This is a genomic window from Niameybacter massiliensis, from assembly GCF_001282685.1.
Taxonomy (GTDB): Bacteria; Bacillota; Clostridia; order Lachnospirales; family Cellulosilyticaceae; genus Holtiella; species Holtiella tumoricola.
Genome location: NZ_LN875035.1, coordinates 857952 through 882238, shown reverse-complemented (window position 1 = coordinate 882238; position 24287 = coordinate 857952). Strand labels below are relative to the sequence as shown.

Annotated in this window: 21 protein-coding genes; 16 read left to right on the top strand and 5 right to left on the bottom strand. The window is 35.2% G+C overall.

Going from position 1 to position 24287, the window contains the following annotated elements; translation table 11 throughout:
- Positions 1-83 precede the first annotated feature (83 nt).
- Genes BN2390_RS09885 through BN2390_RS09875 form a run of 3 tightly spaced genes read left to right on the top strand, consistent with a single transcriptional unit; the run spans position 84 to position 4468 of the window.
- Entirely contained in the window at positions 84-2006 is a 1923-nt protein-coding gene (locus BN2390_RS09885; RefSeq protein ID WP_330373735.1) for a PrkA family serine protein kinase, read from the top strand.
- 9 nt (positions 2007-2015) lie between these two features.
- Entirely contained in the window at positions 2016-3191 is a 1176-nt protein-coding gene (gene yhbH / locus BN2390_RS09880; RefSeq protein WP_053984192.1) for a sporulation protein YhbH, read from the top strand.
- The gene (locus BN2390_RS09875; RefSeq protein WP_053984191.1) at positions 3188-4468 is read left to right on the top strand and encodes a SpoVR family protein; all 1281 of its coding nucleotides are present in this window, start codon (positions 3188-3190) and stop codon (positions 4466-4468) included. The genes yhbH and BN2390_RS09875 overlap by 4 nt, the downstream gene beginning before the upstream one ends.
- 103 nt (positions 4469-4571) lie before the next feature.
- Here the strand turns inward: BN2390_RS09875 and BN2390_RS09870 are convergent, their stop codons facing one another.
- Positions 4572-5729, bottom strand: coding sequence for an alanyl-tRNA editing protein (locus BN2390_RS09870; RefSeq protein ID WP_053984190.1), 1158 nt, complete (start codon positions 5727-5729; stop codon positions 4572-4574).
- Between the two features lie 141 nt (positions 5730-5870).
- Between BN2390_RS09870 and BN2390_RS09865 the strand changes: the two genes are divergently transcribed.
- The 5 genes from BN2390_RS09865 to BN2390_RS09845 all read left to right on the top strand — a co-directional run bounded on the left by BN2390_RS09865 (position 5871) and on the right by BN2390_RS09845 (position 11326).
- On the top strand, positions 5871-7232 hold the full coding sequence (locus BN2390_RS09865; protein WP_053984189.1) for an MATE family efflux transporter: 1362 nt from the start codon (positions 5871-5873) through the stop codon (positions 7230-7232).
- Positions 7233-7306: 74 nt separating this feature from the next.
- Complete coding sequence (locus tag BN2390_RS09860; protein ID WP_053984188.1) at positions 7307-8107, top strand: MBL fold metallo-hydrolase; 801 nt, start codon at positions 7307-7309, stop codon at positions 8105-8107.
- 25 nt (positions 8108-8132) lie between these two features.
- Positions 8133-8732 carry a zinc dependent phospholipase C family protein gene (locus BN2390_RS09855; protein WP_053984187.1) on the top strand — a complete coding sequence of 200 codons (600 nt, stop codon included), beginning with the start codon at positions 8133-8135 and terminating at the stop codon, positions 8730-8732.
- A 126-nt stretch (positions 8733-8858) separates the two neighbouring features.
- On the top strand, positions 8859-9818 hold the full coding sequence (gene msrB, locus BN2390_RS09850; protein WP_053984186.1) for a peptide-methionine (R)-S-oxide reductase MsrB: 960 nt from the start codon (positions 8859-8861) through the stop codon (positions 9816-9818).
- A gap of 23 nt (positions 9819-9841) precedes the next feature.
- The gene (locus BN2390_RS09845; protein ID WP_053984185.1) at positions 9842-11326 is read left to right on the top strand and encodes a magnesium transporter CorA family protein; all 1485 of its coding nucleotides are present in this window, start codon (positions 9842-9844) and stop codon (positions 11324-11326) included.
- Here the strand turns inward: BN2390_RS09845 and pepF are convergent.
- A complete protein-coding gene (gene pepF / locus BN2390_RS09840) occupies positions 11323-13122 on the bottom strand; it encodes an oligoendopeptidase F (protein WP_053984184.1) in 1800 nt (599 codons plus the stop codon). The genes BN2390_RS09845 and pepF overlap by 4 nt on opposite strands.
- 140 nt (positions 13123-13262) lie before the next feature.
- Here pepF and BN2390_RS09835 point away from each other — a divergent pair, with 140 nt between their 5' ends.
- The 8 genes from BN2390_RS09835 (at position 13263) to BN2390_RS09800 (ending at position 20876) form a co-directional block, all read left to right on the top strand.
- Entirely contained in the window at positions 13263-14063 is an 801-nt protein-coding gene (locus BN2390_RS09835; RefSeq protein ID WP_053984183.1) for a M55 family metallopeptidase, read from the top strand.
- 76 nt (positions 14064-14139) lie between these two features.
- On the top strand, positions 14140-15102 hold the full coding sequence (cbiB, locus tag BN2390_RS09830) for an adenosylcobinamide-phosphate synthase CbiB (RefSeq protein WP_053984182.1): 963 nt from the start codon (positions 14140-14142) through the stop codon (positions 15100-15102).
- An 11-nt stretch (positions 15103-15113) separates the two neighbouring features.
- Positions 15114-16178: a threonine-phosphate decarboxylase CobD gene (gene cobD / locus BN2390_RS09825; protein WP_053984181.1), complete on the top strand. Its 1065-nt coding sequence runs from the start codon at positions 15114-15116 to the stop codon at positions 16176-16178.
- An 11-nt stretch (positions 16179-16189) separates the two neighbouring features.
- Entirely contained in the window at positions 16190-16765 is a 576-nt protein-coding gene (locus BN2390_RS09820) for a histidine phosphatase family protein (RefSeq protein WP_053984180.1), read from the top strand.
- Positions 16766-16800: 35 nt separating this feature from the next.
- Entirely contained in the window at positions 16801-17553 is a 753-nt protein-coding gene (cobS, locus tag BN2390_RS09815) for an adenosylcobinamide-GDP ribazoletransferase (protein WP_053984179.1), read from the top strand.
- Positions 17550-18626 (top strand): nicotinate-nucleotide--dimethylbenzimidazole phosphoribosyltransferase, encoded by a 1077-nt coding sequence (gene cobT, locus BN2390_RS09810; protein WP_053984178.1) that lies wholly within the window; start codon positions 17550-17552, stop codon positions 18624-18626. The genes cobS and cobT overlap by 4 nt, the downstream gene beginning before the upstream one ends.
- 23 nt (positions 18627-18649) lie before the next feature.
- On the top strand, positions 18650-19840 hold the full coding sequence (locus tag BN2390_RS09805) for a CD0519/CD1768 family membrane protein (RefSeq protein ID WP_053984177.1): 1191 nt from the start codon (positions 18650-18652) through the stop codon (positions 19838-19840).
- Between the two features lie 73 nt (positions 19841-19913).
- On the top strand, positions 19914-20876 hold the full coding sequence (locus BN2390_RS09800) for an NAD(P)H-dependent glycerol-3-phosphate dehydrogenase (RefSeq protein WP_053984176.1): 963 nt from the start codon (positions 19914-19916) through the stop codon (positions 20874-20876).
- Positions 20877-20922: 46 nt separating this feature from the next.
- Here the strand turns inward: BN2390_RS09800 and BN2390_RS09795 are convergent, their stop codons facing one another.
- The 3 genes from BN2390_RS09795 to BN2390_RS09785 all read right to left on the bottom strand — a co-directional run bounded on the left by BN2390_RS09795 (position 20923) and on the right by BN2390_RS09785 (position 24127).
- On the bottom strand, positions 20923-21804 hold the full coding sequence (locus tag BN2390_RS09795) for a carbohydrate ABC transporter permease (protein WP_053984175.1): 882 nt from the start codon (positions 21802-21804) through the stop codon (positions 20923-20925).
- 13 nt (positions 21805-21817) lie between these two features.
- Positions 21818-22723, bottom strand: a complete 906-nt coding sequence (locus BN2390_RS09790; protein ID WP_053984174.1) for a carbohydrate ABC transporter permease — start codon at positions 22721-22723, stop codon at positions 21818-21820.
- A 72-nt stretch (positions 22724-22795) separates the two neighbouring features.
- Complete coding sequence (locus BN2390_RS09785) at positions 22796-24127, bottom strand: ABC transporter substrate-binding protein (protein WP_242847660.1); 1332 nt, start codon at positions 24125-24127, stop codon at positions 22796-22798.
- Positions 24128-24287 lie beyond the last annotated feature (160 nt).

Genomic DNA, 24287 nt, shown 5'->3' with positions numbered 1-24287 from the left:
CTTAAAAATTAATCATGGAAAAGTAGTTTTCACCATATATTTGATAATAAGCACGAACATACTCTCAAAGGAGTGATATGAATATGGTAGATTTTTCTGAAATGATTAAAGCTGATAGACGGGCGAAGCAAGATTATAAGTTTGAGGGGACTTTCCTTGATTACTTACATATATTACAAGAAAACCCCGAAGCATATAAGTTAGCTCATAAGCGTATTTATGACCTGATTGTAGACCAAGGTATGACATTGGTACACACAGAGGAAAATCCAAGGCTTAGAAGGATCTATGGAAAAGATACATTAAAACAGTATCATTTCTTTAAAGAAAACTTTTTTGGTATTGATAAGACTTTGATGAAGATTGTAAGATACTTACACTCTGCAGCCATGCAAGGTGAAGAAGCCAAACAAGTACTTTATTTAGTTGGTCCTGTTGGTGCTGGTAAATCTTCTTTAATTGATGCGATTAAACGTTTGCTTGAAACAAGTGAACCTATTTATGCTCTTGAAGGATGCCCAATGCGTGAAGAACCTCTTCACTTAATTCCAAAACATAGTCGTGCTGCATTTGAGGATGCATTAGGTGTCAAAATAGAAGGTGACTTATGTCCAGTATGTCGTTATCGATTAATCCATGAATTTAAAGGAAAATATGAAGACTTCCCTGTTGTAAAGACGGACTTTTCTGTTCGATCTAGAAAAGGAATTGGTGTCGTACCTCCTGTTGATCCAAACAATCAAGATACTTCTGTACTTGTAGGATCAGTAGATATTTCAAAAATGGACCTTTATCCTGAAGATGATCCACGTGTACTTTCTTTAAATGGTGCTTTCAACGTAGGGAACCGTGGTATTGTAGAATTTATTGAGGTCTTCAAAAATGACGTAGAGTATTTGCATACCATGATCACAGCAACACAAGAAAAGAATGTACCTTCACCAGGAAAAGGTTCTATGATTTACTTTGATGGGGTTATTTTAGCTCACTCAAATGAAGCTGAATGGAATAAATTTAGGTCAGATCATACCAATGAAGCGATTTTAGACCGTATTGTAAAAGTGGAAGTACCTTATTGCCTAGAATTAAATGAAGAAGTTAAAATCTATCAAAAGATGCTAGGTAACTCATACTTTGATGCGCACATTGCACCACATACACTAGAAATTGCTTCTATGTTTGCAATTCTTACAAGGCTTACACCATCTAATAAGGTAGACCCTATGACTAAGCTTAAAATTTATAATGGTGAAGAAATTATAGAAAAAGGGACAACAAAACGTATTGATATTAGTGAACTTAAAGAAGAAGCAGAAAGAGAAGGGATGACTGGTATTTCTACACGTTTTATTTCTAAAGCGTTAGATACAGCCCTTTCAGAATCAGAATCTAATTGTATTAATCCAATTAGTTTGATGGAAGTTTTATTACGTGAAATCAAAGAAATGTCTATTTCTGATGAACTTAAAAAACGTTATTTAGGCTTCTTACAAGATACAATTAAAAAAGAATATCATAAGATTCTTGAAAAAGAAGTTACAAAAGCCTTTATCCATGGTTATAAAGATCAAGCACAAGATTTATTTAATAACTATCTTGACCATGCTGAAGCTTATGTTAATAGAACAAAACTTAAAGATGATAGTACAGGGGAAGAACTTTCACCAGATGAAGTGTTCATGCGTTCTATTGAAGAACAAATTGGTGTGACTCAAAGTGGTGCTAAAGGTTTTAGACAAGATGTTACAGCTTATATGTTCTCAGTTATCCGTAATGGTACAACTGTAGACTATACTTCTTATGAACCACTTAAAGAAGCGATTGAAAAGAAATTAACATCTTCTGTACGCGAACTTTCTCGTATTATTACAAAGAGCAAGGTGCGTGACAAAGATCAAAATGAAAAATATGATGCGATGGTAGAAGAAATGAAACACAATGGTTACTGCGATCACTGCTGTAATGTTATCTTGAAGTACGCTGCTAATAATTTATGGAAAGACTAGGTGATTGCTATGGCAATTTTTAAAGAGTTTGAAGCCAATAGCAGAGATCGTAGTATTGAAGACCGTCGTAGGCATAAAGAGTTAGTAGAAAAAAGTATTAAAGAAAATATTGGCAGCATTATTGCAGAGGAAAGTATAGTAGGTCAGACCAAAAATAAGAAGATTAAGATTCCCATTAAAGGGCTTAAAGAATACTACTTTAGATATGGCAAAAATCAACAAGGTGTTGGTTCGGGGACAGGGAATGAACAAAAGGGTAAACGTGTTCCTAAAGGGGATGGAGATGAGTCTAATGAAGCAGGTAATGGAGAAGGCGAAGATATCTATGAAACAGAAATTACTGTAGATGAGGCTATTCATTATTTATTTGAAGATTTAGACTTACCTTATTTGGAACAGAAAAAGTTCAAAGAAGTAGAATCAGAAGATAGTCAGAAAAAGTGGGGGGTTCAGCAGAAAGGCATCCCTCCACGCCTTTCTAAAAAGCATACTGTTATGTCTAAGATTAAAAGGGAGAAATGCTTAAAACGTGCAGCAGCCGAGTTAAACTTAGACGTAGAAGATATGCGTGTGCCTTTCCATGAAGATGATTTAAAATATTTTAGACGAAAAGTGAAAATGCAAAGAGATTCAAATGCGGTTGTTATTTGTATCATGGATACATCAGGCTCTATGGGCCATACCAAAAAGTATTTAGCAAGAAGTTTCTACTTCTTACTTTATCAATTCTTAAAAGTTAAGTATATCAATGTAGAGATTGTCTTTGTTGCTCATACAACCGTTGCAAAGGAAGTAACTGAGGATGATTTCTTCCATAGAGGTGAAAGTGGTGGTACCTATATTAGTAGTGGTTACGAAAAGGCGCTACAAGTTATAGAAGAGCGTTATCCACCTGATGCGTGGAATATCTATGCATTCCACTGTAGTGATGGTGATAACTGGGGAGAAGATAATGATCGTGCTGTAGAGCTTGCAAATAAATTATGTGATACATGTAATTTATTTGGATACGGCGAAATTAAAATCAGCACCTATACAAGTACAATTATGAATAAGTATGTAGAAGAGGTAAAAAGTCCAAACTTCTCAGCTGTTAAAATCTTTAAAAAAGAAGATGTATGGAAAGCCTTTGTTGATATGTTGAAGATAGAGCAAAGGTCAGGAGGAGGGGAGGATGTATCATGAACTATTCCTTCAAGGAATTAACAGAGTATAATGAACGTATTGAGGAAATTGCTAAAGGTATCGGTTTAGATTATTATGAACAAGAGTTTGAAATTATTAGTTTTGAAGATATGATTTGTTATGAAGCCTATGTAGGTATGCCTTCTCATTACCCTCATTGGAGTTTTGGTAAGAATTATGAACGTATTAAAACGTTGTATAACTACAATTTGACAGGTCTTCCCTATGAAATGGTTATTAACTCGGATCCTTGTATTGCCTACTTGATGAAAGATAATAGCCTAGTTCTTCAAATTCTAACTATTGCTCATGTATACGGTCATAATGATTTCTTTAAAAATAATAGATTATTCAAATCTTATACTAAAGCGGATCTAACCGTAGATATGTTTAAAAATCATGCAGGACGTATAAGAGAATATATCCAAGATCCAAGTATTGGTTATAGCGAAGTAGAATCTATATTAGATGCAGCTCATGCCATTAAGCATCACTGTGGTAGCTTTATGAAAAATGGTGCTCAGTTTGAAGAAAAAATTGAATTTCCTTGTGATAATATCCTTGATTTCTTGTGGCGTGAAGGTGACCTAGCAGAGTGGCAAAAAGACATTTTGTTGATCGTAATGGAAGAAAGCCGTTACTTTATGCCTCAGATTGAGACAAAGATTATGAATGAGGGTTGGGCGAGTTTTTGGCATTATAACATTGTTAATCGCTTAAACTTACCACCAGGTATGCAACTAGAATTCCTAAAACATCATAATAATGTGATCTGTACAGTGCCAGGTAGACTGAACCCCTATTTTATTGGATTTAAGATTTGGGAAGATTTATATGAACGCTATGACCATGACTTTAGTGAATTAGCGAGAATAAGAGAAGTTGAAAGAGATGCTTCTTTTATTCGTAACTATTTAACTTATGATATAGCAAATGCTTGTAATCTTTGTGTATTTGAAGAAGAAGAGCGCTATTATGTGGTATCAGAAGTTTCAAATGAAGAGGGTTGGAAAAATGTAAGAAACACCCTTGCTAATAGTGTAGGAATGGGTGGTATTCCAAACATAGAAGTTGAAGAAGTAATTCGTAAAGACAATACATTAGTTTTAAACCATTTATATGATGGTCGTGAACTTCAACTTTCTTATGCAACAGAGACCCTTAAATATATTCAAACCCTTTGGGGTGGGAAAGTGGTTCTTAAGACTTACTTAACAGGTAGTGAGCGTAAGATTATTTGTAATGAAGATAAGAAAGTATTAATTGAAAACATGTAAAGTAAGGGAGCTATTGCACAACTAACCTAATCGGCTAATTGTGCAACAGCTCCCTTTATAGATTCTTAGAACGTTTAATGTCATTTAAGAATTTGTAAGTTTCTTATAAGCTATTTTTGAGTTTCATCATGGCATATTCAAGGGCAGATTCTAAGTTGCTAGCAGACTTACCGCCCCCTTGAGCAGAGAAGTCTGTACCGCCGCCACGGCCATCGAGTAAAGTAATGCTATCTTTAAGAAGTGTATTCATACTTACTTTTTTAATATTAGAAGAACACATAAAGCATAGATGGGATGTTTTGTCACATTTAAGGCCGAGTAATGCAACCACGTTTGGTGTTTTAACAAGTTTGGCACCAGTAGATTGTAAGACTTTTGGATCTACATCTTCATAAATATGTTGAACAAGATGTAGATCTTTAAAAGTTTCAGCTTGTGTAATCATATCTTGTACTTCATAGTCTAAGATAACATCTTTTAGGTGCCTTGTTTCATTTTGAAGGCGGGTACATTCTTTCTTGAGTGTTTCAAGTTGTTCCATATGAAGTGCATCATTTTGTTGTAAGGTATGGATTGCACGTGTACCTGCTACAAAGGTAAGCCTTAAGCCACCTTTATGTTTCTCGGACTTTAGGAGTTTAAGTAATCCAATTTCTAAAGTAGAACGTGGATGGGTCCCACAACAAGCACTTATATCTAGATCTTCAATCTGAACAAGGCGTAGTGGCCCAGTGATCTTTGGAAGAGGTGTTTTGAATGGAAGCTTTTTAAGTTCTTGTTTATTTGGGAAGAAAGTAGTAATAGATAGATTTTCGCTAATGACTTGATTGACATGTACTTCTACTTGGGCAAGTTGGTCTTTAGTCATTAATTGATCAACATCTAATGTACATGTCTCACTTCCTAGATGGAAACTTAAAGTTTTAACTTGGAAATCTTGTAAAAGACAAGCAGATAAAAGGTGTTGGGCCATATGATGTTGCATATGGTCAAAGCGACGTTGCCAATCAATTTGACATTTAGCCTTATGGATTTTGATAGGCTTTTTAGAAGAAACATGATAAATACGATCATTATCTTCATAAACATAGGATACAGGACAATCTTCAATCATTCCTGTATCAGAAGGCTGTCCACCACCTTCAGGGTAAAAAGTAGTTTGATCGAGAACAATATGGTAAGCATTATCTTTTTCAACAATTTCAAGGATTTCGGCTGTAAAGTTCTTTTGATAAGGATTTTCATAATATAGTTTTGACATGGTTAGACTCCTTTAGTTCATTAAGCTTTAGCTTATCAGAAAGGAAGGAGGTTGTAAACGGTTTGACTCTATGTACGAATATAAGGAGATATGATACACTAACAATGGCAAAATAAGGATAGAATATATGAGAGGGATAAAATGAGAATTACTAGAGAAAAACAATTTTATAAGCTTTTACTAATGACAGCACTTCCAATAGGTGTGCAAAATTTAATTATCTTTGGGATTAGTATGATGGATACACTGATGTTAGGGTCTCTTGGAGAAGTTGCACTATCTGCTACAGCCCTTGCTAATAACGTATTTTTTGTTTTCACATTATTGATGTTTGGTTTAGCAGGTGGTTCAAATGTAATGATTGCACAATATTGGGGGAAGAACGATGTAAAGTCCATACACAAAATATTAGCTATTATGTATCGTGTATGTCTAGTTTTTACATTTATTTTTGTAATCATATCCGTTGTATTTCCAGAACAAGTCATGAGTATTTTTACAACAGATCAAGCTGTTATTGAAGGCGGTGCACAATATTTACGTATTGTGGCAATTGGATATGGATTCTATGCAGTTACAAACTGTACGATTATGATTTTACGTTCTGTGCAAACTGTAAAAATAGCAATGGTTGTTTATGTGATTTCATTAGTTGTAAATACTTTCTTTAACTGGGTATTTATTTTTGGGAAGCTAGGTGCACCGGCTTTAGGTGTAAGAGGAGCAGCGATTGGTACTGTTATTGCAAGAATAACAGAGTTTGCGGTTATCTTAATATTTATGGCGTATTTTGAGAAGAAGCTTCAAGTTAAATGGAAAGATTTATTAAAGGTAGATAAGCAATTAGTTGGACATTACTTAAGAAACTGTATGCCTGTTGTATTTAATGAATTACTATGGTCTATAGGCGTAAGTATGAGTGGTGTTGTAGTAGGAAGATTAGGTACCAATGTAGTGGCAGCAAATAGTATCACTAATATTATCAACCAACTAGTTATTGTCTTTATACAAGGTGTAAGCAATGCAGGTGCTGCGATTATAGGAAATACAGTTGGACAAGGTGATAAGGATAAGGTTCGTGAATATGCTAATACGATTATTCTATTTAGTATTGTATTAGGACTTATATCAGGTGTTATTACTTACTTAGTAAGTCCATTTATTATTGCAATGTATAATGTCACAGAAGTGACAAAAGCTATAGCTATGGATATTGTTATTGTGACAGCCGTTACTGTATTTTTCAAATCTTTAGCTATGAACACAATGGTAGGTATCTTAAGAGGTGGAGGCGATGCGACATTTGTCTTTATTAATGATCTCATTTTTATGTGGCTTATAGCTATACCGTTTGGCTTTTTAGCAGCCTTTGTATGGGAGCTACCTATTATTATTGTCTTCTTTATATTAAGATGTGATGAGATGCTAAAAGTGATTGCAAGCTTATGGCGCATTCATAGTGGCAAATGGATTAAAGATGTAACAGTTGTACAAACCACTTAATCCTATGTATACGAATAGGGGTATATATGATAAACTAAGGAAAGAAAATTAAAAGACATGAGTGGAGGACTAAAATGGATTTTTGTTTATGTCCCATAGCAAGTGGGAGTAGTGGAAACTGTACATACTTACAAGCCGATGATGAAAGGCTTCTTATAGATATAGGTATTAGTGGTAAAAAAGTAACACAAGGACTAGAAGCAATCAATGTAGATCCAACAACGATTAAAGGGATTCTTATTACCCATGAGCATAGTGATCATATTAAGGGTGTTGGGATCATTAGCCGTAAATATGACTTACCTATTTATGCGACTGCTATAACTTGGGAGCGTATGTTGAGTGAGAATATGCTAGGCAAAGTTGCAGAGCATAACCAAATCATTATGGAAAAAGATGTACCCCTGATGTTTGGAGAACTTGTGGTAATGCCATATAGTATTTATCATGACTCTGTAGATCCAGTAGGTTATGTATTTACTTATAAAGGTAAAAAAATAGTTCTTGCAACTGATATGGGTAAAGTAGATAGACGTGTTGTAGAGCATTTCTATAATGCAGATGGTATTTTACTTGAATTCAATCATGATATTAATATGGTAGAGGTAGGGGGGTATCCGTATTATCTTAAGAAACGTATCTTAGGAGACCACGGACATCTTTGCAATGAGTTAGCAGCAAAGGTTTTGACTCATATTTATCATCCTAACTTACAATGGGCAATACTTGGTCACTTAAGTAATGAAAATAATATACCTGATTTAGCATACCTATGTGCGAAGAATGCCTTAGAGGCTAAAAATATTGAAATTGGCAAAGATATTCAAATCACAGTTGCTAAACGACATGATATGACACCTATTCATAGAGTCTAGCAAAGACTAGGAAAGAGGAGAGCCATTGAAAATAAAAACACATTATGTTATTGCATTAGAAGCTTATGAATTGATTAAACAATACATTCCAGTTACTTTTAATGAACGTGCCTTGAAAATTGGAGCAAGTATGCCTGATTTAGCACCTCATAGAAGATTTAAAGGGCATAATATAAAAATTGCAGCTAGAGAGTGGAAATCCTTTACAGACTTTGTGCATCGCAGACAAGCAACAGAGTTTGTAATGTCCTATGCTGCAGGAATGATGAGTCACTATATTAGTGATACATTTTGTTATGCTCATAACTTTAAGCATCTGACTCTAAGAGAACACAGGAAGTATGAAGTATATATGAATAAAGAAGCTAAAGTATTACGTAATGAAATGGATGTTCGAAACATCTTCAAGAGATGGCAAGTACTCAAAGAAAAAGGTGTAGAAGGTTATATTAAACTAGAAAATGAGCTTTATAAGGAAGAAGTAGCAAGATGTAGAAACAGGCATGATCGTGTCCTTTTAGATCTGTATGAGGCAATATCCCATACAGCGGTATGGATGCTAGAAATTGTAAATGTTACTTATCCAAGTTATATAGAGCATCAGACTGTGATACAACATGTGTAGTACAAAAAAGATACCTTAAGAAGGTATCTTTTTTTCATGCTTAAAATAAAACTAGTCCATTATGTGCATACTCATAATCTTATAGGATAAACTAATGTAAAAAAGTTTATAAAAGGAAGTGAGCATATGAGTTCTATCAAGCAAGCAACCTTTGCAGGGGGATGCTTTTGGTGTATGGTAAAACCTTTTGATGAATATTCTGGTGTAGTAAAAATAGAAGTAGGCTATACAGGAGGACATGTAGAAAATCCAAGTTATGAAGAAGTATGTGCACATCATACAGGTCATCAAGAAGCTGTACAGATAACTTATGATGAGGCCATTTTACCCTATAGAGAGTTGGTGGAAATTTTCTTTAGGAGTATTGATCCAACAGATCCTGATGGGCAATTTAATGATAGAGGTGAAACGTACCATACGGCTATTTTTTATCATGATGAAGCACAAAAGGCTATAGCAGAGACTTATAAACATGAATTAGAAGTATCAGGTTTATTTGAAAAACCTATTGTGGTGCCTATTGTAGCAGCGATGCCATTTTATAAAGCAGAAGATTATCATCAAGATTATTATAAGAAAAATCGATTTTATTATGATAGGTACTATAAGGGTTCTGGGAGAAAAAACTTTTTAGATACTTATTGGCATCGTAATCCTTATAAAGAACAAGAGCTTAAGGAGAAGCTTACACCTCTTCAATATCAAGTGACTCAAGAAAATGGTACAGAGGCACCTTATGGTAATGCGTTTTATGAACATGATGAAGAGGGAATTTATGTAGATATTGTAAGTGGGAAGCCACTTTTTTCTTCTAAGGATAAATTCAATTCAGGATGCGGATGGCCAGCATTTACGAAACCTATTGCACCCATAAGTGTATATGAAAAAGAAGATTTATCCCATGGTATGCATAGAATAGAAATAAGAAGTAGTTATGCCGATAGCCATCTAGGTCATGTTTTTCAAGATGGTCCAAGAGAAACAGGTGGGCTTAGATACTGTATTAATTCTGCGGCATTAAGATTTATACCATATGATAAAATGGAAGAAGAGGGATATGGAGCTTATTTAAATTTATTTAATTAATACGATAATAATAGGTGAGTGGTATGTCGAAAGGTGTAATCAGTACCCATGTCTATATGATGCCCTTTGCATGGGAACTCAAAAATAGACATGGGCGTGGAACGTTAAAACAACATAAACAAATGGATCATCCATCACTTAGTGGGTTAGAGTCTTGGAAAATACGTACATTTTATATGGAAGATGAATCGACTTATAATGAATATGTATATTTCTATAAGCCTGCCATTCAGATGCTTTATCAAATAGGTAATCAAAAGTTAGTGCGTATTTATGAGAAGATGGGACTAGATGAGAAAAGTACTTTAACACTGACTGTAGAGCAAAAGGAATATGTTCTTAAGTTAAAGAATATTGAGCTACGTCTTTATAAAAGTGGAATAGGTATTTTAACTCTACATTGTGAAAATCATGAGGTAAAGGCACCAGAAGGTATTATGGCTATAAATAGTATGAGTAAAAGTGTTTACCCTTATTTGCTTCCTCTTCAAGCGGCTCACAAAGATTTATTTCCCGAAAAAATTGTTGTTAGGTTAAACGATAGAGAAAAAATTATTGAGACCTTTTCAGAAGATTATAAAGAGAAGCCTCTATGTATGACTTCCATGATGCGTCAACTATTTGGAGATAACTTCGTTTTTGAATACAAGTTTTTAAAACAAGATAAGATTTTTGTGGAGCCTTTGCTTGGAAATCGTATGTTTGTATTGTGTGTTTATAATAACGCTGAGTTTCTAAAACAAATTAAAAATCAAGAAATCTCCAAGCGCTTTTTAAATAGCTTCATATTATTTAGTAGACGAGAGAAGTTAAGAGAAGGAGAAAGTTATTTAGACCTACCTAAAGTAGTCTATGGAATGAGTAGATTTTCGTTAGTATGCATTACATCAAGTGCAAAAGAAACAAAGCTTTATAATCATATAGTCTTATTAGCTTTAGCACAAAAGGCTTCCTTGCTTCATTTTGGAAATCAAATAGCACGTATTGCAGAATTACCGAAAGTACAATTAGTGCAAGCGATAGAAGACTTATATGAAGTTTATATACAATTTATTAGTCAGATGCATTTTAATGAAGTGACAGTAGATGTACAAGGTAGCTATATTTATAATGAACTCTTAAGGCAGCTAATGATAGAAAAAGAAATTAAAGAATTAGATTTTGAAATGCAGGAGATGCATGAGTATGCGGCCCTTATTGATCAGGCCCAATCAAAAGGTAAGATGGATTTTTTAACTATTATAGGTACAGCTCTAGTTATTCCTACTTTTGTAACAGGATTCTTTGGAATGAATATTTTAGAAGAGAAGTTTATGGATTGGTGGAAACATAAAGAAATTATTTTATGGTTTAATAGCTATGCTCTTTTACCGGTTACAGTGGTCTTGCTGGTTTATAGTATGTGGAATAGAAAAAGCAGAAAGTCTAGAGTAATCCAGAACATTCTGCTTGTCATAAGTTTAATTAGTATTTATATCCTCATCAAATGGGGATGTGGACTAGATTAAAGCGTTTTCATTTCTGCAATAAGACCTTCAAACACTTTAAGTGCAGATTCGATTGGTGCTGGAGAACTCATATCTACACCAGCCATTTTTAGTAAATCAATAGGATCTTGGCTAGAACCACCACTTAAGAAGGCTTTGTAGCGTTTAACTGCTTCAGGGCCTTCTTTTAATATACCTTCAGAAAGGGCAATGGCAGCTGAATAGCCAGTAGCGTATTGATATACATAGAATGGTGTATAGAAGTGAGGAATACGTGCCCATTCCATTGCAATAAGGTCATCTACGCAAATAGCATCACCATGATATTTTTTAACTAAGTTGTAGTAAGTATCACAGAGTACTTGACTCGTAAGGGTTGCACCCTCTGAGTGAAGTGTGTAAACTGATTTTTCGAATTCAGCAAACATAGTTTGACGGAAGAGTGTGCCTCTGAATTGCTCCATAAAGTAGTTTACTAAGTATTTATGGAAGTCAGGATCTGTTGTTGTTTTAAGTAAATATTGCATAAGAAGTGCTTCGTTTACAGTAGAGGCAACTTCTGCTACAAAGATACAGTAGTTAGCATATGGGTAAGGCTGAGTATGTGATGAAAGGTAACTATGCATTGCATGTCCCATTTCATGTGCTAATGTAAAGAGGTTGTCTACATTGTTAGAGTAGTTCATAAGCACATATGGATGTGGTGCTGCGAAACAACCCCATGAGTAAGCCCCACTACGTTTGCCTTCATTTTCATATTTATCTACCCAACGGCTATCAAATGCGTCTTTAACTTGTGCCACATAGTCTTCACCTAAAGGTTTTAAAGCTTCAAGAATAATGCTACATGCTTCATCAAAAGAGATTTCCTTTTTGAAGTCATTTACAAGAGGTACGAAGATATCATACATGTGTAAAGTATCAACACCCATAATATCTTTTCTAAGAGCTACATAATCATGCATAAGGTTAAGATGGTGATCTACTGTAGTAATCAGATTATCATAAACTTCAGTAGGAATATTGTTTGCGTTTAATGCACAGGCAATAGGTGTTCTAAAGTTACGAATACGTGAAACTAAACTATAACCTGTTACACTTGCAGCAAAGTTTGTAGCAAGGGTATTTTTAAAGTTACTATATGAAGTATACATGCCTGTAAAAGCAGATTCACGTACACTACGGTTATGGCTTTCAAGGAGGCTGATATAGTTACCATGAGTGATGCGTATATCTTCTCCGTCTTCATTTTGAATAGTAGGAAGTTTTAAGTCAGCATTGTTAAACATAGCAAAAGTATTGCTTGGTGCAGTTGTTATTTCTCCAAATTGAGAAAGTAAATCTTCTGTTTTAGCATCTAAGATATGTTCTTTTTGACGTAAAACTTCATGGAGTACACGTTTGTAAAGTGTAAGCTCAGGATTTTCTTGAAGGAAAGCTTCTAGCTGTGCTTCGGTTAAAGTACTGATTTCTGGGCTAATAAAAGATGTAGCTGTTTCTAGATCAACCATAAGCTTTTCACTTTGGCTTGCAAGGTCTTGATAGAAACTGTTGCCACCATCTTGGTGAAGACGCATATGACAGTATACATATATTTTTTCTATGATCATAGAAACATCGTCAGATTTTTTAAGAACTTCGAATAAAGTATTTGCATTAGAAGTTACTTGATTTTGATAGGATTTAAAAATGCCTAAGGATTGTTTACTTGAGGCAATGGCAGCTTGTACATCTTGATCAGATTCAAAAATATCTTCTAAGCGCCAAGTATTTTCTACTGCCACTTGGTCACGAGTTGAAATTGTTTTTGTGGACATAATATAACCCTTTCTGTCTGTTTTTTGAATTTTACTTTTTTAGTATACTACTTTTTTAGGAAAAACATAACAGATAATAGAAATAATATACAAGTTTTGGTATACTAGAATAAAATATTAAACTTGTAGGGAGGTTAGCTATGCGTATATTTATAACTGCAGATATTGAAGGGGTAACAGGGATTTCAAATTGGCAACAAGCAGATGACACTGCGCCATATGAAGCAAGAGAGCGTATGACAGGAGAAGTGGTAGCAGCTTGTAAGGGGGCAATGGCAGCAGGGGCAGTAGAGTTTGTTATTAAGGATGCACACGGAAATGGGTATAATCTTATACAAGAGCAATTACCTAAAAATGCAAAGCTTATGACTGGCTGGAGCAACCACCCTTATAATATGGTGGAAGGATTAGACGACACCTTTGACGGTATTATTTTTATAGGCTATCATAGTCATGGATTAGCTAATACATCACCACTTGCTCACACACTTTATCCAAGTAAGGTAAGAGGAATGTATTTAAATGATAAGCCAGCCAGTGAATTTACACTTTATGCTTATGTAGCTTATTTACTTAGTGTACCGATTATTACGGTAACAGGAGATGGGGGACTTGTGCGTAGTGTAGCAGAGTTTGACTCAACTATAAAGAGTGTTGCGGTACAAGAAGGCTTTGGTGGAGGTATGGTGAGTATTCATCCAGAACTTGCAAAAGAGCGTATACAAAAGACTGTTAAGCAAAGTTTATCAGAGCTTAAAACAGTAGGTTGGACAAGCAATTTGTCTATACCAGATGTATTTAATTTAAAAGTTGTCTTTAATAAGCATGAAGATGCTTACAAATATTCTTTCTATCCAAATGCTAGACAGATTGATGAGTTTACTGTTTCATATACGACAGATAACTATATGGAACTTCTAAGCTTTATTCTTTTTATCTAAAGGGGAATAGTTTTTGGTAATAGAAACAAACACTATACGAATAGATTATAAATGACAAAAAGAATGGACGAAGGATATGAAATCAATTATTTTAATTACAGTATGTGCTTTTATTTTGGATCTTCTATTAGGAGATCCTTATCATTTTCCACATCCAGTTCGTGCAATAGGTACACTGATTACAAAAGGTGAAAAATGGATTCGATCATGGATACCACAGACGAAAAAAGGTGAACGCATCGGCGGAACGATACTTGTAATCGCCGTGGTAGGTATCACCTTTTTTGTAAGTTTGACAGTAATTACTCTAGCTTATTGGATACATCCTGTTGTAGGATTTATTTTGCAAGTGATTATGGGTTACCAAGTGCTTGCAACAAAAAGTCTAAAAGATGAAAGCATGAAAGTTTATATAGCACTTAAAAAACATGATTTAGAAGGTGCTAGATATGCAGTAAGCATGATTGTTGGAAGAGATACAGCAAGTTTAGATGAACAAGGTGTAGCAAAAGCAGCCATCGAGACCGTAGCAGAAAATACATCGGATGGTATTATAGGACCACTTTTTTATTTAGTAATAGGTGGGGTACCTCTTGCGTATCTATATAAAGCAATCAATACATTAGACTCGATGATTGGATACAAAAATGATAAATACCAATATTTTGGTACTTTTGGAGCCAAGTTAGATGACGTAGCCAATTATATTCCAGCAAGAATAAGTGCTTACTTAATGATTTTAGCTAGTGGATTATGTGGTATGAGTATAAAGGGGGCCTATAAAATCTATAAGCGAGACCGTTATAATCATAAGAGTCCCAATAGTGCTCATACAGAAGCAGCATGTGCAGGGGCATTAGAAATCCAACTAGCAGGAGATGCTTATTATTTTGGTAAGAAATGTGAAAAACCAACTATAGGCGACCCTATTCGCCCAGTAGAAACAGAAGATATTAAAAGAACAAATCAATTAATGTATGCAACGTGTATACTAGGTTTATTAGTATTTATAGCAATAAGAGCTATAGTCATGAGATAGAAGGAGTAACTATGCATTTAATACACGGTGGCGATGTATTTTCTCTCGCCGAAAAACTTGGATGTGACGACAAAAAAATTATCGACTTTTCAGTAAACATTAATCCTTTGGGATTAGCGCCAAGTGTTCGTACTGCCTTAGCACAGAATCTTGATTTAGCAGTTCAATATCCAGATCCATTATGTAGGAAGCTAACTGAGGCAATAAGCGACTATTATGGTTTGCTAAAGGAAAGTATTCTCTGTGGAAATGGAGCTGCGGATTTAATCTTCCGCTTGGTGTATGTCTGTAAGCCAAAGCGTGCACTTATTTTAGCACCTACCTTTGCAGAATATGCCTTAGCAATGGAACAAGTAGGGTGTGAAGTTGTAACATACAATTTAAAAGAAAATAATAACTTTAATATACAAGAAGATTTTCTAGAAATACTTACGCCAGATTTGGATATGGTGTGGCTATGTAATCCTAATAATCCTACAGGACAATTAACTTCTAAAACTTTTTTACTTAAGGTATTAGAAAAATGTGAAACGTTTAACATTAAACTCATTGTGGATGAATGCTTTATGGATTTTGTAGAAGCACCTGAAAAATATAGTTTACTTGCTGAACTTGGAAACTATAAATGTCTTGTCATTTTAAAGGCTTTTACAAAATTTTATGCCATGGCTGGTCTTAGATTAGGTTATGGATGCTTCTCAGATTTAGAACTGAAAAAGGCAGTACAACAAGCTGCTCAACCGTGGTCTGTTTCAGGGATTGCCCAACTAGCAGGTGTAGTGGCACTAAATGATGATGAATATGCTAAAGAAACAAAAGCACTTATTCGTAGAGAGTATGATTATATACAAGAACATCTCACACGATTAGGTTTTTATTGTTATCCTTCAGCAGCAGACTATATATTGTTTAAATCACCCATTAAAGGGTTGAAAGAGATGCTTATGGAGAAAGGTATTTTAATACGTCATTGTGGAAACTATACAGGACTTACAGATTTGCATTATCGCATAGGTATCAAATCACATGAACAAAATCAACTTCTTATTGAGGCGTTAGAGCAACTTAAATATTAGGAGTGGTACAAATGAAAATATATTGGGTTCGTCATGGTAAGACAGAAGAAAATGAAAAGAATAGTTATTATGGAAAAATAGATGTAAGGCTTACACAAGAAGGTGTAAAAGAAGTAAAAGCCATTCAAACAAGTTTTAATGAATGTATCAATGTCTATTCAAGTCCCGCAGCTAGAGCTATTGAAACAGCAGGGTTGCTTTTTGCTAATGTCTATTTTAAAGTAGATGCAAGGCTATTAGAAAGAAATATGGGTATTTTTGAAGGACTTACTTATAGACAGATTGGCAGAAGATATCTAGCTGAGCGGGATGAATGGGACGATGACTGGAAAAACTATGTGATTCCAGAAGGTGAAAGTGCCATGATGCAATATGAAAGGGTTGTAAGTTTTATTAAAGAGCTAGAAGAAGCTGGTGAAGATGCAGTTGTTGTATGTCATGCAGGAACGATTCGTATGGCCCTTTGTTATATGTTTGGTGAAAACTTAGATATGTTTTGGAAGTTTAAGGTACATACAGGAATGGTTGTTACAACAAACTATGAACATGATTTTTGGTACTTAGATTTATCAAGAGATAGTTATTAATACATTTTTGGATATAAAAGAAAGAGTTGAAGCAGATGAAGAAGTTAAAACAATGGGTACTAGCTATGCAATTTTTAACACGTATTCCTATTACCAAAGCAGCAATGCCAGCAGAACCGAGTGATTTTAAAGGAGCCATGTGCTTTTTTACTTTTATAGGGCTCATTGTGGGTATTTTTACTTGGATACTATTTGTAGTAGGAAGTTTAGTAGATCCCTTACTGGGTGCACTTTTAGCTACAATAGGTGGTATTTGGATAACAGGTGGTATTCATTTAGATGGTGTAAGTGATGTATTTGATGGATTTGGAGCCAATCGAGATACAGCAAGAACGCTAGAAATTATGAAAGATAGTAGAGTCGGTACGTTTGGTGTATTAGCACTCCTTATTGATTTTATGTACCATCTTATTGGGTTTTACCTTTTAAGAGAACATCCCTATTTAATGATTTGGGTACCTGTAAGTGCGAAGATGGCAGTTTGTTTAATCTGCGCTATAGGACGTAATGTCTCAAAGGGAATGGGTTCTTTATGGATTCAAAACATTAGTAAAATAGGACTGGGATTTAATCTTCTAGTTTTTTGTGGTGTAGGCATAAGTCTTGTATCAGGAATGGAAATGATATTAGGTCTTTTAATCGTTGGTGTAACAGTGTTTATTTTAAATCATAAATTTAGTAAGAAGTTAAATGGTTTGAATGGAGACTGTTTAGGTGCAACACATCAACTAGCGGAATGGGTTATATTAACCTATTTAATGATTATAAGTAAGGGGATGATTGGATGAGACAAGAGGAACTTAAACAATTTATAGCAGATATTGAACCTTTAAACCTTGAAGTGGCAAAACAAATGGAAACTTATCTGGATGGGCTGACTAAACCTGTAGGCTCTTTAGGGAAATTAGAGCAGTTAATGATTCAGTTAGCAGGTGTGCAGGGCACAATGGATATAAAAACAAAACCGTGTGCAACAGTGATTATGTGCAGTGATAACGGTGTATGCGACCAAGGCGTAAGTAGTTGTCCCCAAGAAGTGACAGCCACTGTAACCTATAACTTTACAAGAGGTATAACAGGTGTGAATAAGCTTAGCCAGTTTGCAGGTTCAGATATACATATCGTTGATATAGGTGTTAAAGCAGACTTTAAGCATCCTTTGATTCATAATCGTAAAATAGCTTATGGAACTCAAGATATGAGTATTCAGTCTGCAATGACTTATGAACAAGCGATGGAAGCGATTGAAGTAGGTATTGAAGAGACAAATAAATTAATAGAGAATGGCTATGAGATTTTTGGAACAGGTGAAATGGGTATTGGTAATACAACAACATCTGCAGCTATTACAGCCGCTCTTTTAAAGTTAGATGTAGAAGAAGTGACAGGTAAAGGTTCAGGGGCTAAGGATCAAGTATTTAATAGTAAAATCAATGCAATTAAAATGGCATTTCAAGTGAATCAACCAGATCCTAATGATCCTATTGATGTTTTAGCCAAAGTAGGTGGATATGATCTAGCAGGCCTTGTTGGAGTCTATCTAGCAGCAGCTCATGGAAAGAAAGTAGTAGTTATTGATGGTTTTATTGCAGCAGCGGCAGCATTAGTTGCTTATAAGCTATGTCCAACAGTTAAAGATTACATGGTAGCATCTCACCTCTCAAAAGAAGTGGGTATGCAGAAATTATTAATGGAGATTGGACTTGAGCCACATTTAAACTTAGAGATGCGTCTAGGAGAAGGAAGCGGATGTCCAATTTTATTTAATCTTATAGAAATGGCTAAATATACATTATTAGGTATGGGTACTTTTGAAGATGCAGGTGTAGATAAAAGTAATTACATGCATATATGGAAATAAAGTAATAGCTAGAGGGAGACAGCATGAATAGACAAGATGAGCACAATCAAGAAGTGCATTACAAATTAAAAAAGGCTGTAGGTATTGAAGGTGTATTATGTTTAGTAATCACTTTTGGAGGCCTCTTTTTACTAGGTCAAAAAATGGGTGTAGCAAATATGTTCAATACACTCCTCAATACATCTTATGACCTTTTAATGGGAACAGTATTTTATATTATGGCGATTGCAGTTATAGCAGGTGCGTTCTCAGGTGTTTTAACTGAATTTGGTGGGTTGGCAATTATTAATAAGTTACTTTCAAGGCTTATGAAACCACTATATGATTTGCCAGGTGCAAGTATTATGAGTGTATTAACCACTTATTTTTCGGATAATCCAGCAATACTCACATTATGTGATGACAAACGTTTTAGACAATATTTTAAAAAGTATCAGCTACCAGCTCTTACGAATTTAGGAACAGCCTTTGGGATGGGACTTATGATTACTGTATTTATGATCGGTGTTAAAGGTGTTGGTGAGCATTTAGGCATAGCTGTTGTGATTGGGAATATAGGTGCAATTATAGGAAGTATTATAAGTACAAAACTTATGATGTACTATACCAAAAAGCATTATGGTACCGAGAGTTGGTGTGAAGAAGTAATTGATGAAAGTATAGATCTTATTAATTACCGTGAAGTGAGAACAGGAAGCTTAGGTGAACGTTTTATGAATGCACTTTTAGAAGGTGGACATTCAGGAGTAGGGATGGGTATGGCTATTATTCCAGGCGTACTTATTATCTGTACTTTTGTCCTTGTTCTTACTAATGGACCATCATTAGATGGAACTTATACAGGTGCAGCTTATGAGGGGATTGGTCTACTTCCTATACTAGGAGAAAAATTAAACTTTATTTTACAACCTCTATTTGGTTTTTCTTCACCACAGGCCATTGCTGTTCCAATTACTTCATTAGGTGCAGCGGGTGCAGCCATTGGACTTGTGCCAAACTTAGTAAGCGAAGGGCTTGCACATGCCAATGATATTGCTGTATTTACGGCAATGTGTATGTGTTGGAGTGGTTACTTAAGTACACATACAGCTATGATGGATAGCTTAAAGTGTCGTAGCCTTACAGGCAAAGCCATTTTTTCTCATACAATAGGTGGTCTGTGTGCAGGGATTGCAGCTAACTGGATTTTTAAATTAGTATTAATCATATTATAAATACTACATAGATGACAACCTCAGTTTTATCATTAAGGCTGAGGTCTTTTCAAATAGATGGGAGGCAAATAAGATGAATGTTTCAGTATTAGGATGTGGAAGATGGGGAAGCTTTTTAGCATGGTATACCAATCGTGTAGGACATGATGTGATGCTATGGGGAAGACCAGGCTCTAAAAACTTAGAATCTCTAAGATTAGAACGTAAAAATGAGTACTTAGAATTGCCAGAAACTATTAAGTTTACAGATTCTCTAGAAGAAGCGGTAGAAAGCGCTGAGATTATTATAATCTCTATCAGTGCGCAGCAACTTAGATCATTTTTACAAACAGTATCCGCCTTGCCTCATATAGATGAAAAAATCTTTTTACTCTGTATGAAAGGATTAGAAGCAGGAACAGGTAAGCGATTGACTCAGGTGTTTAAAGAAGAGATGGGCGCAGGATGTCATGTTGGTGTATGGTTAGGACCAGGCCATGTACAAGACTTTACAAAAGGAATTCCAAACTGTATGGTCATAGGTAGTGATGAAATAGAAGTAACAAAGAAAACAGTTGAAGCATTTAATAGTGAGCTTATTCGTTTCTATTATGGACAAGATTTAATAGGAAACGAGATTGGAGCAGCTACAAAGAATGTTATGGGAATTGCAGCAGGAATGTTAGATGGTGCAGGCTATAGCAGCTTAAAAGGTGCTCTCATGGCAAGAGGTACAAGAGAACTTTCACGTATTATCCGTGCTATGGGAGGTAATGACTTAACCATTTATGGATTAAGCCACTTAGGTGATTATGAAGCGACACTGTTCTCGCCACATAGTAATAACCGCCGATTTGGAGAAGACTATGTAAAAGGTATTCCCTTTACAAAGCTGGCAGAAGGGGTAGCAACTATTGAAGCCCTACATCATTTATCAGAAGTTTATGACGTAGAACTGCCTATTTGTAGTGCACTTTATGCTATTTTGTTTGAACACAAAGAAACGTCTAAAGTATTGGTGGACTTATTCTTAAGACCAGTTAAATTCGAATTTTAAACAAAAAAGAAGCTGCTGCATAAAAATGCAACAGCTTCTTTTTAAATCATCCTTTGACACCGCCGCCGGTTACACCAGCAATAATCTTCTCGGAGAGGAAGATATAAAGGATGAAAGTTGGTAAGAATACGATAATAACGGCAGCAAACATACCTGCCCAGTCACCTGTATATTTCATAGAGCTAATCATTGAGTAGAGACCTACAGCAACAGGTCTAAGTGAATCTGAATTTGCGAAGATAAGAGAAATAAAGTATTCATTCCAAATATTAATAAAGTTGAAGATTGTTACAGTAATAATACCTGGTTGAGCCATTGGAAGCATGATCTTCCAGAAGGTTTTCATAGGTGAGCATCCATCAATAGCAGCTGCTTCTTCAAAGGAATGTGAAATATTACTAAAGAAGGTGAGTAAGAAAATGGTTGTATAAGGGACGTTAATACCTATATATAAGAAAATGAGAACGGCTCGATTGGCAAGGGGATTATTAAGGATATCCATTCTAGCAATAAGTGTAAAGAGTGGAAGGATAATCATAATAGCAGGTACGCCCATTGCAGATACTAAACTGGTTTGGATAAACTTATTGGCAATAAAATCAAATCTAGAAAGAACATAAGCTGCAGGTGCACAGATAATAACTAGTGCGGTACAAGAAATAAGGGCATATTGAAGTGAGTTCAAGAAGAATACAGAAACGTTAGAAGTGGTCCAAGCTTTTATATAGTTTTCAAAGTGAAGTCCAGTAGGAAACTCAAGTGCCTTGCCGGCGAAAATATCTTTTGTTGTAGAAAAGCTAGCAGCGAGAACCCAACCTAGAAGAACGAAGGTAAAGATAACCCATATGGTTAAAATCAGGTAACCTGGTGCAAGTCTTAATTCTTTTTTCCAATTTACTTTGTCTTTGTATTGTTTAGCAGTAGCCATAGAATCTCCCCCTTTAGAATTCAAAATCATCTTTTTTAATTAATTTGTTGGTAATCAGGAAGATCGCAACAACACATACGCAAAGGACAACACCAACTGTTGCGCCAAGACCAGCGTTACGTTCTGTAACTGTATTACCTGCACCAAATACTTGCATGTACATATAAACCATTGGGGTGATCGTTTGGGTATCGGCTGTAACTGTAGAGAAAAGTTGAGACCATACAAAGAAAGCAACACTTGTTACGGACCACATGGTAATATTGGTTTTAATAACACCACGAAGTAAAGGGAAAGTGATATGGAAGAATTGATTCACTTTATTTGCACCATCAATAGTTGCAGCCTCATAGTAATCTTGCCCAATACGTTCAATACCACTGGTGAAAATAAGCATATGATAGCCTACCATACCAAAACAATAGGCAATAAGAAGGGCTACAAATTTATATTCGCTAGAAGTCCATTGGATAGCAGCTAAACTATCAAGTCCTAGTGAAGTAAAGACTGATTTTAATAAACCAAATTTAGGGCTATAGACATATTGGAGCCACATAGTAGCAAGAGCAACAGCACTTACAACATTAGGAAGGTAAATAACAGCACGGAAGAAGCTTTTAAAGCGAATACCGCTTGTAAGAATAACTGCAAAGAGTAAGGCAATAGACATAACGATAATGCCACCAAAAAGCCAGATACGGAATAGGTTCCACATAGAAGTTCTAAAAAGTCCGGTATTTAGAAGTTCAATATAATTACTTGCGCCTACAAAGTGCCATTCACTCATGGCATCCGTAACACCCTCGATTTTGAAAAAGCTCATAAGGATGGTCCTACAGATTGGGTATAAGTAAATGAGTACAAATAGAATTACAACAGGTGCTAAAAAGGCAATGATCATCGGTTTATTTTTTTTCACATAAAATCCCCCTATACGATAAAATGCATAAGGGGTGAGGTATCTTGGTCATACCTCACCCCTTGTAAGAAATTATTTACTTGCTTTTTCCATATTATCTACAAATTGCTCTGCTGTAATTTGACCACCACATAATTTTAAGAAGTTTTCTTTAATGATAGGCGTCATATTGTTATTAGCTTCTACACCAGCAGCCCATGTATAACGTGTTGTTAAGCTATCAAGAACAGGCTTTACATCAGCAAGTAAGTCTGGCCATTTGGTATTTGTAGTATCAGCAGGGATACCTGTTGAATTGGCAGAAAGCTCAGCGTCAAATTGGCCTTTAGTGATATAAGTAATAAGGTCAAAGGCTTCTTGTGGTACTTTAGAATCTTTATTTACAGCAAATACTTGTGCACCAAAGTTAGCAGCTTCTACACCTGTTACACCATTTGGAACAGCAGGATAGCTAAAGCATCCCCATCTAAAGTCTGGTCCTGTAGTACCAAGAACTTCATTTGGTAACCAAGAACCGTTTAAGTACATAGCAGCTTCACCTAAAGCAAGTTCTGTATTTTGACCAGCTGGCCATACGTTAGAAGCTACATATTCTGAGAAATAGCCTTTAGAAGCGAGTGCTTCATAAGCTTTAGCAGCTTCAAGAACAGCTGGCTCTTCAGCCCAAAGGCCTTCATTAACAATTTGAGTAACACGTTCTTCACCAACAGTACGTGCTAAATGGTAACCAATCATACAAGTAATGTAAGCATCATCACAAGTAATAGGTGTAATACCAGCAACTTTAAGTTTTTCGCAAGTTGCTAAAAATTCATCCCAAGTTTTAGGTACATCTGTGATACCAGCTTGGTCAAATAAATCTTTATTATAGAAGAATGCAAATACGTTAGGTTGATAAGGGATAGATTTTAATGTACCACCGCCTACCTCACGGCAAGCTGACATTAAACCAGAAACGGCAGTAGCATCATAGTCAGATGCAGCTGCATAAGATTCTAAGTCTAATAAATATTTACCCCAAGTAGAGTTTACACGATCGATATCTTCATCGAATAAGTCAATCGTTGTACCGGCATCTAAAGCGGCTTGAAGGCCTTCACGAATACCTGTACGTCCTTTGAATTGAACTTCTACGGTATTGCCTGTGTCTTTTTGATATTGGTCAATAGCTGCTTGGATAGATTGGCCTTGAGCTTCAGTAGCTTCCCACATAGACCAATAAACGATTTTTTTACCACCATCAGTAGATTCTTCTTTTTTAGGCTCTTCTTTTGTTGTTGTACTTGTATCAGATGGAGCAGGTGTGTCAGTAGTGTTTGATGTTGATGTAGGTGCACAGCCAGTAAATAGTGAAGCAGCAAGAGACATACACATTAATGAACTAATCCATTTCTTTTTCATCAAAAATCCCCCCGATATAAAGTTTAATATTATAATTGTATATAAAGCTAAAAAAATACTTTATAATAAATTTATTTTAATGCATATCTACTAAAAATACTTGCAGAATATTTACACATTTTTATAAAATATTTACTTAAATTTGTAAAAAGTCAAACTATTA